The following is a 7,241-nucleotide window of genomic DNA, read 5'->3' on the forward strand; positions in this document are numbered from 1 at the left end:
AAGGGATATAATGCTCGTATACTCCTGCCCCTAGAAAAGAAGGCTTTTGCTTAAGAGAAATATTTTTAGAAGCTAATCCTTGAAAATACCGCACGAGTTCAGGTTCTTTTAATGCTTTGGGAATATCAAGTTCACCTTTGAATCTAATCCCCTCAGGAATATCTGAAAATAGTTCTTCGATACTGCTTGCTCCGATTACTTCTAGCATTTCTTTTTGATCCTGCTCAGTCATTGGTAAATAGCGGTTTGTCATATTGCCATATCCTCCTTATGCTATCGGACGCTTATAAAATGGTATTTGAGTAACTTCAGCTTTCAATCTCTTTTTACGCACTTGAATGTAAACCTCTGTACCAACCTCAGTAAATTTATTATCAATAATGGCTAGTCCGACATTTTTCTTTAACGTAGGTGATTGGGTGCCAGTCGTGACAAATCCAACACGCTCTTCATTTACGAACACTTCATATCCGGTACGTGGAATACCCTTATCGATCATTTCTACCCCTACAAGCTTACGTTTTAATCCTTCTTCTTTTTGTTTTTTCAACGCCTCTTTACCAATAAAGTCCTCATCTTTTGTTAATTTGACTGCAAATCCAATTCCGGCTTCAAGTGGCGATATCTCACTTGTTAACTCTTGCCCATWTAAAGGTAGTTTAGCTTCAAAACGCAACGTATCACGAGAACCAAGTCCACAAGGTACTAATCCTGCCTCTGCACCAGCCTCTAGAATCTCTTTCCAAAGCGTTACTGCATCAGTAGATGAACAATAGATCTCAAAGCCATCTTCACCTGTATAACCTGTTCTAGAAACGAGTGAACTCACCCCAGCGACATTCACTTCATCTTGAAAATAGAAAAAGCGAATCTCGTTTAGATTTGTTTTTGTAAGTGATTGGAGAATCTCCTCTGCCGTCGGGCCTTGAATCGCCAACTGTGCCATATCATCAGATACATTTGTAACCTCTACCCCATCTATGAGATGTTGCTTCAACCAATCAACATCTTTGTCAATATTAGAGGCATTAATGACCAACAGGTAGTCATGTTTTGATTTACGGTAGATTAATAGATCATCAACTGTTCCACCATTTTCATAACACATAGCCGTGTATTGAGCTTGATTATCAACAAGCTTACTAACATCGTTTGTCATCATCTTTTGAAGATAAATTAGTGCATTTTCACCTTTCACTTCAACTTCTCCCATATGAGATACATCAAATAAACCTGCTTGGGTACGCACAGCTTCATGCTCTTCCTTAATGCTAGAAAATTGTACCGGAAGATCCCACCCACCAAAATCAATTGTTCTTGCTCCAGCCTCAGCGTATTGCTCAAATAACGGGGTACGTTTTAATGTCGTCATCCTTCTCCTCCTTTATTTAAAAACCAACACTATTCTGAAATCTCTAACCTAATAAGTGATTATAAATAAACAAAAAAAGACAGAGTTATACAATGAATGTATAACCCTGTCCTTTAACCAGAAAGTTTCGTTCTAAATAGAACTGTCTTCGTAGGTGGCTCTATTTTTATAGAGCACTCTCCAGAGCTGCGTCCCGTAAGAGTCTTCTTTGCCTGAGAGATTCGCAACTTTTGCTTGCTCCTTCGGCGCTGCGCAACCATCGCACAGTCTCTCCCCCTACTTTCATCCGCTGATCGTTTTACTTTTATTAGAACAGTTTTTCATGTTTTATCTTTAATTGGTACATACTAGAAAAGAAAGTCATAAATCTAATTTATTCATACATTATCTTAATATAACTTACAGAATTCGACGAATTGTCTGTTTTCTTCTACTCATATCCTACCAAGACGATTCAAAAGGCGCAATAGTTTCTTTTAGGAAAGGATGTACAACACATGAAAATCGACATTCAATTTGACAATGATTGGCAAGAACAATTTTTTGAACGCCTCGATCAAGATGGTCCCTTTGCTAGTTGGGAATTAGCGCGTTTAGCTTATGAAGCTGAGCAACATCAAACGATTCCAGCTTTCCAAGGACTCATTGCCCCTAACCACCTCCCACAATTAAGTCCATTCCCTCATCAAATAGAAGTTGCTAATACAGTAATTGAACAGATGAATGGAAAAGCGATTCTTGCTGATGAAGTTGGACTTGGGAAGACAATTGAAGCGGGTCTAATTTTAAAAGAATATATGATTCGTGGGCTTGTGAAAAAAGCTTTAATCCTTGTGCCTGCCTCTCTTGTTTCTCAGTGGGCAATCGAGCTTAACACAAAATTTTTTATTCCAGCCACCCCTCAACGGAAAACGTATGTGTGGGAACAGTGTGATGTCGTTGTGGCCTCAATTGATACGGCTAAAAGGCAACCCCATCGAGATATTGTGATGAGCCAATCCTATGACCTTATTATTATTGATGAAGCGCATAAGCTTAAAAACCCAAAAACAAAAAATTATGAATTTATTCGCAACCTTAAGAAGAAGTTTTGTTTATTATTAACGGCAACTCCCGTACAAAATAAACTAGAAGAAATCTTTAACCTTGTCTCTCTGTTAAAACCGGGTCATCTTGGTGATGTTTCCAGTTTTGAAAAAGAGTTTAGATCGAATAAACGCTCACCGAAAAACGATGAAAAACTTCGAGAGCTGGTCAGTAAAGTAATGGTCCGTAATAGAAGAGAAGAAACAGGTATTCAGTGGACTAAACGAGTCGTAGAAACGATTCCTATCACATTTAGTCAAAAAGAACGTGAATTCTACGATGCTTTGCAAACTCTTAAAGGGGACTCTAGCCACTTTTCTTTGATTACACTCCAAAGAGAAATTTGTAGTAGTCGTGAAGCTGCTTTTATGACATTAAAAAATATGATAGAGAAAGCTCACAAAGAAGACCGTACCATCCCACAAGCTGAAAAACTGCTTAACATGATCGGTGAAATTGATGGACATGCAAAAGCGGAAAAAGCATTGGAGCTGGTAAAATCCATTAATGATAAAGTCATCATTTTCACGGAATATCGGGCAACCCAACTTTATCTACAATGGTACTTAAAACAAAATGGTATATCTTCAGTCCCATTTAGAGGCGGATTTAAACGAGGAAAAAAAGATTGGATGAGACAATTGTTTGAATCTCATGCACAGGTATTAATTGCTACAGAAGCAGGTGGAGAAGGCATTAACCTACAGTTTTGTAGTCATATTATAAACTTTGATTTGCCGTGGAAYCCAATGAGAATCGAACAACGTATAGGCCGTATCCATCGACTCGGACAAAAAAATGATGTTCACATTTATAATTTTGCTGTAGAAGACACCGTCGAACAACATATCCTAAAATTACTTTATGAGAAAATCCATTTGTTTGAAGCGGTTATCGGTGAACTCGATGAAATCTTAACGAGGATTGATCTTCCTTCAATTGAAGAACATGTAAAAGATATTATCGTCCACTCAGACTCTGATGGAGAAGTAAAAATAAAATTAGATCACCTTGCCGCTATTATGAACGAAGCAGCAAGCGAGAAAGAAAATGATGGAGGTGATGAGCTCGATGCAACAGCAACAAATTCATAATTTCCTAGAACGTTATTTTATTGCAAATGATAGCTCAGTCCTTGAAAATTCACCCACCCACTTAACCATTCAGCTCTCGATTGAGCTTGATAAATTATTAATGAATAGACCCTTTTATTGGCATTATTTAGAAAAGACTGGCGGTACACCTAACCCAATGCAAGTTACCTTTATTACTGACAAAGCAAATGCTCCTGAGGATCTAAGGGGAGAACCGATTCATTTTGGATCTCCTCGCMTTCATCAATTATTTGCTTCAACTAGAACCTTAGGCGGTTTTATTAGGCTGTATGAACAAGTTCCTATTCAAGGACATACTTCGACACCCCTTCAACCATGGTTATGTCTAAATACAAAAGTATCGTTTCAATGTGATCGAAAGAAAGATGTCATTCTATCTCTTGGTCTTAATTTAATTCATGGTCAAATCGTGCCAGGATTTTATGATTCAATTCAAGGAAAACAATTAAAATCAACAATTCCAGATTATTGTTTTACTTTATCACCACTCATCACACCTAAAAGCGGGATTATTCGCTTACAGAAAATGGTGCAAACGTATGCTGAAAATGAAGATTCAACTTGGGCTGAGGATGCAATGAACAGGTGGGGAGCAGATCTTGCCTTACTCGAGAAATTTTATGAAGAATATGATGAAAAACCTGAGAGTTATGAGTTAGAAAAACAGGCCCTCACCGAACAATATGAACCTAAAATTATCGTTGAGATCATTAATGGTGGAATTTTTTATTTACAACAACAAGTCTTCCACTAAACAAAAAAACTCCCTCATCGGATTGATAAGGGAGTTTTTTCATTAAGCTGTTGCCCCGCCACCAGTGACGATTGAGATAATAGTCATGACTGAGAACCAGCCAAATACAGCAAGTGATAATGCAGCAAAGCCTACTGCAAAGAAGTTCTTTCTACGCATTTCACGCACAATTCCTAGTGCAGAAAGGATCGCTACTAATAGAAAAGTAATTGCTAAAAACATACGGTCTCACCCCTCCTTATGTATGTAACTCAGTACCCAGTTTGTACATCTTATTATAAACAAAACCTTGTCCTCAAACAAGAGGATATTAGGCTTAACACCTTACAATAGCGATAAAGCACTGGACAAAAACCATCTCATTGAGTAAAGCTTACTTTATAAACTTCACCCTCTTACCTTCAGTATACTCAAAAAGCAAGGGAAATTACAGACCAAAAAAATGGTACCTGTGAACGTTCTAAGTCGATAACAAAATGAGCATACCTTTGTAACATCTTATAGAAGATAGTAAGATAAAGGTGATAGTATGAGAAAAGGAAGACGGAGGAGATAAAATGAACTGGACACAAATCCCATTAGGGCCGTTGCAAACAAACGCATACGTACTAATGAATGAGAAAAAAGAAGCTGTTATTTTTGATCCAGGTGGTAATGGACCTGAGTTTATTAAATGGCTAAAAGATCAATCGATTAATCCGTTAGCGATTTTATTAACCCATGCTCATTTTGATCATATCGGTGCAGTAGACGAGGTACGAGATGCATTCAATTGCCCTGTATACATTCATCAAGAAGAAGAGCATTGGTTAACAGACCCAAATAAAAATGGTTCATCACGCTTTTTAGGTGATGCTGCTATTTCAGCTCAACCTGCTGACCATCTTTTAACTTCTGAAGCCCCCCTACATATCGGCGAGTTTAAATTCGAAGTTTTTCACACACCTGGCCACTCACCAGGTAGTGTCTCCTATTATCTTGCTTCAGAAGGTATCGTGTTCTCAGGAGACGCTCTTTTCAAACAAAGTATCGGAAGAACTGATTTACCCGGAGGAAACCACGAAGAGTTACTAAAAAGTATCCATTCAAAATTATTAGAATTACCCGAAGATACCACCGTCGCATCAGGACACGGTCCTACAACAACAATAGGAGAAGAAATGGATGGAAATCCTTTCTTATCCGGCTTTTAAGCAAACAAAAAACGTTGTTCCAATACGGAGCAACGTTCTTTTTTGTGTGTATATGTACCGAAAATCCTAGTGACCTCCAAGGCTTGGTACTAACAAGAAAGTTGAATAGTAYGTAAAACCAACGAAGAAAATCGTTAAGTACGCACCAAAAATGTAAATATACACACGTTCTGATAAGTTTAAATAGCTTAGTGCTAGCAATGCACCTGTTTGGGCAAAGAATAGCAAAGCCATGTTAAGCATATCACCAACAAAGAACAAGACTGAGAAGATACCTGTCCAGAAAGCTAAAACACGATACATGCGCTCCATTTGCTTACTCCCTCCTTCTTTTGCAATCACTATCCGTCAATTGGAAGTCATAATGCTGGTTATCTAATTATAGAGTACAAACTTATTATATACGAGATAAACTTTGATTGTAAATGCTTGATCAGTGGCAAATGTGTGTCACGTGGATTTAAATCGACATTTACTAACATATTTATCAAGATTCACTTTAATTACCTGATAATTTTTGCCTATTTTTTTGATGCTCTTTTTTTAAAAAGCAGGCTGATAGCAAGTGGTACAATTCCAAAAGTACGATAAGCAAATGGAGGACGTTCTGCTTTCTTTGCAGCTTTCTCTTTTTTTCTAACTTCTTTTGGTTGATCAAGCCTTAGAACAAATTGTTGTGTTAAAAACTTTACATAGTCATTTAATGACACGATCATCACCTCAACGATTATTCGTTTTAGTATGACCATATTTCAAGCTATCTAAGCATAAGTGATTTTAATTCTTCAACCAAACTTAGAATCGATTTACCTGTTGTGTCGATCTGAATATCAGCCTCTCTATAAAAGGGGAGTCGTTCCTTAAACATTGCTGAAATCTGTTCTTTGTTTTTTTGTTTTAATAATGGTCTAGAGTGATCCATCGAAGTACGTCGAATCACTTCTTCTATTTCACAATCAAGAAAGATGACTTTACCTGATTGCTTCATGATTTGTCGATTTTCTTCACGTACTACGATTCCTCCCCCAGTCGTAATAATAGCTCTTTTATTCAAAAGATTGCGAAGTGCCTCTGTTTCAAGGGATCTAAAATAGCCCTCCCCTTTTTCTTCAAAAATAGTCGAAATAGACGTCTTGTAGGTCTGCTCAATCCATTGGTCCGTATCAATTACTTGATAGCCAATCGCCTTCCCTAAGGCTTGGCCTACAGTCGTTTTTCCAGAACCCATAAAGCCTGTAAGATAAATTTTCTCATTCACGCCTTGATACCCCCCAATATTCCTTTATCACATGATGATTAGGATCATAATAAAATTGCGCATTTCGAGTACGAAAAGGCTCATTAAGAGTCGCTCGCATCGCTACATGCCATTCACTTTCGTTTTTAGTCACTACTACAAGTGTAACGACCCCACCATCATATGAAAAGGAAAATGTTGAAGAGTTTCCGTTAGAACTTACCTCCTCTAAAAAATCCACTATACTCATTTGCAAGTATGAATCTAATTGGATTATATGATTTTGTTCTGCAATAAACCTCTTTTCTTGTAGATAGATATTTGTAYGAGTTAGAAAACCAAACAGTAAAAGGSTGCACAATATTAAAACGATGGGATATACAAATCCTCGTTCATTCTTCATCCCTAACCCCCTGGCTAACCCCATACATAGGCATCATAACACGACTCGCTTCCTGACCATCAATTAGCTTCACATCGCATC

At 37.6% G+C, this 7,241-nt stretch carries 9 protein-coding genes, 1 pseudogene and 1 riboswitch; of the genes and pseudogenes, 3 read left to right on the forward strand and 7 right to left on the reverse strand.

The window, feature by feature from the left end; translation table 11 throughout:
* Positions 1 to 253, reverse strand: a pseudogene (locus tag AB685_RS24450) (glycine dehydrogenase); the annotation flags it as partial.
* 15 nt (positions 254 to 268) lie between these two features.
* Positions 269 to 1,372: a glycine cleavage system aminomethyltransferase GcvT gene (gene gcvT, locus AB685_RS24455; RefSeq protein ID WP_047973193.1), complete on the reverse strand. Its 1,104-nt coding sequence runs from the start codon at positions 1,370 to 1,372 to the stop codon at positions 269 to 271.
* 189 nt (positions 1,373 to 1,561) lie between these two features.
* Positions 1,562 to 1,658, reverse strand: a riboswitch (glycine riboswitch).
* A 211-nt stretch (positions 1,659 to 1,869) separates the two neighbouring features.
* Between gcvT and AB685_RS24460 the strand changes: the two genes are divergently transcribed.
* Positions 1,870 to 3,552 carry an SNF2-related protein gene (locus AB685_RS24460; RefSeq protein WP_047973194.1) on the forward strand — a complete coding sequence of 561 codons (1,683 nt, stop codon included), beginning with the start codon at positions 1,870 to 1,872 and terminating at the stop codon, positions 3,550 to 3,552.
* Positions 3,530 to 4,327: a YqhG family protein gene (locus AB685_RS24465; protein WP_047973195.1), complete on the forward strand. Its 798-nt coding sequence runs from the start codon at positions 3,530 to 3,532 to the stop codon at positions 4,325 to 4,327. The genes AB685_RS24460 and AB685_RS24465 overlap by 23 nt, the downstream gene beginning before the upstream one ends.
* Positions 4,328 to 4,369: 42 nt before the next feature.
* On the opposite strand, the gene AB685_RS24470 is transcribed toward AB685_RS24465, so the two are convergent.
* Positions 4,370 to 4,549 (reverse strand): DUF2759 domain-containing protein, encoded by a 180-nt coding sequence (locus AB685_RS24470; RefSeq protein ID WP_047973196.1) that lies wholly within the window; start codon positions 4,547 to 4,549, stop codon positions 4,370 to 4,372.
* Between the two features lie 335 nt (positions 4,550 to 4,884).
* Here AB685_RS24470 and AB685_RS24475 point away from each other — a divergent pair, with 335 nt between their 5' ends.
* Positions 4,885 to 5,520 (forward strand): MBL fold metallo-hydrolase, encoded by a 636-nt coding sequence (locus tag AB685_RS24475; RefSeq protein ID WP_047973197.1) that lies wholly within the window; start codon positions 4,885 to 4,887, stop codon positions 5,518 to 5,520.
* Between the two features lie 66 nt (positions 5,521 to 5,586).
* Here AB685_RS24475 and AB685_RS24480 read toward each other — a convergent pair whose 3' ends face one another.
* The 4 genes from AB685_RS24480 to comGG form a co-directional block, all read right to left on the reverse strand.
* Positions 5,587 to 5,832, reverse strand: a complete 246-nt coding sequence (locus AB685_RS24480) for a DUF2626 domain-containing protein (RefSeq protein WP_047973198.1) — start codon at positions 5,830 to 5,832, stop codon at positions 5,587 to 5,589.
* 209 nt (positions 5,833 to 6,041) lie between these two features.
* Complete coding sequence (locus AB685_RS24485; protein WP_047973199.1) at positions 6,042 to 6,230, reverse strand: YqzE family protein; 189 nt, start codon at positions 6,228 to 6,230, stop codon at positions 6,042 to 6,044.
* Positions 6,231 to 6,277: 47 nt separating this feature from the next.
* Positions 6,278 to 6,778 (reverse strand): shikimate kinase, encoded by a 501-nt coding sequence (locus AB685_RS24490; RefSeq protein WP_047973200.1) that lies wholly within the window; start codon positions 6,776 to 6,778, stop codon positions 6,278 to 6,280.
* Complete coding sequence (gene comGG, locus AB685_RS24495) at positions 6,771 to 7,160, reverse strand: competence type IV pilus minor pilin ComGG (RefSeq protein WP_047973201.1); 390 nt, start codon at positions 7,158 to 7,160, stop codon at positions 6,771 to 6,773. The genes AB685_RS24490 and comGG overlap by 8 nt, the downstream gene beginning before the upstream one ends.
* Positions 7,161 to 7,241: the final 81 nt, after the last annotated feature.

The sequence above is a fragment of the Bacillus sp. LL01 genome, assembly GCF_001037965.1.

Excerpts from the sequence above, each read along its gene's own strand:
- AB685_RS24470 (WP_047973196.1), bottom strand. The coding sequence starts at position 4,549 with ATGTTTTTAGCAATTACTTTTCTATTAGTAGCGATCCTTTCTGCACTA.
- AB685_RS24475 (WP_047973197.1), top strand. The coding sequence starts at position 4,885 with ATGAACTGGACACAAATCCCATTAGGGCCGTTGCAAACAAACGCATAC.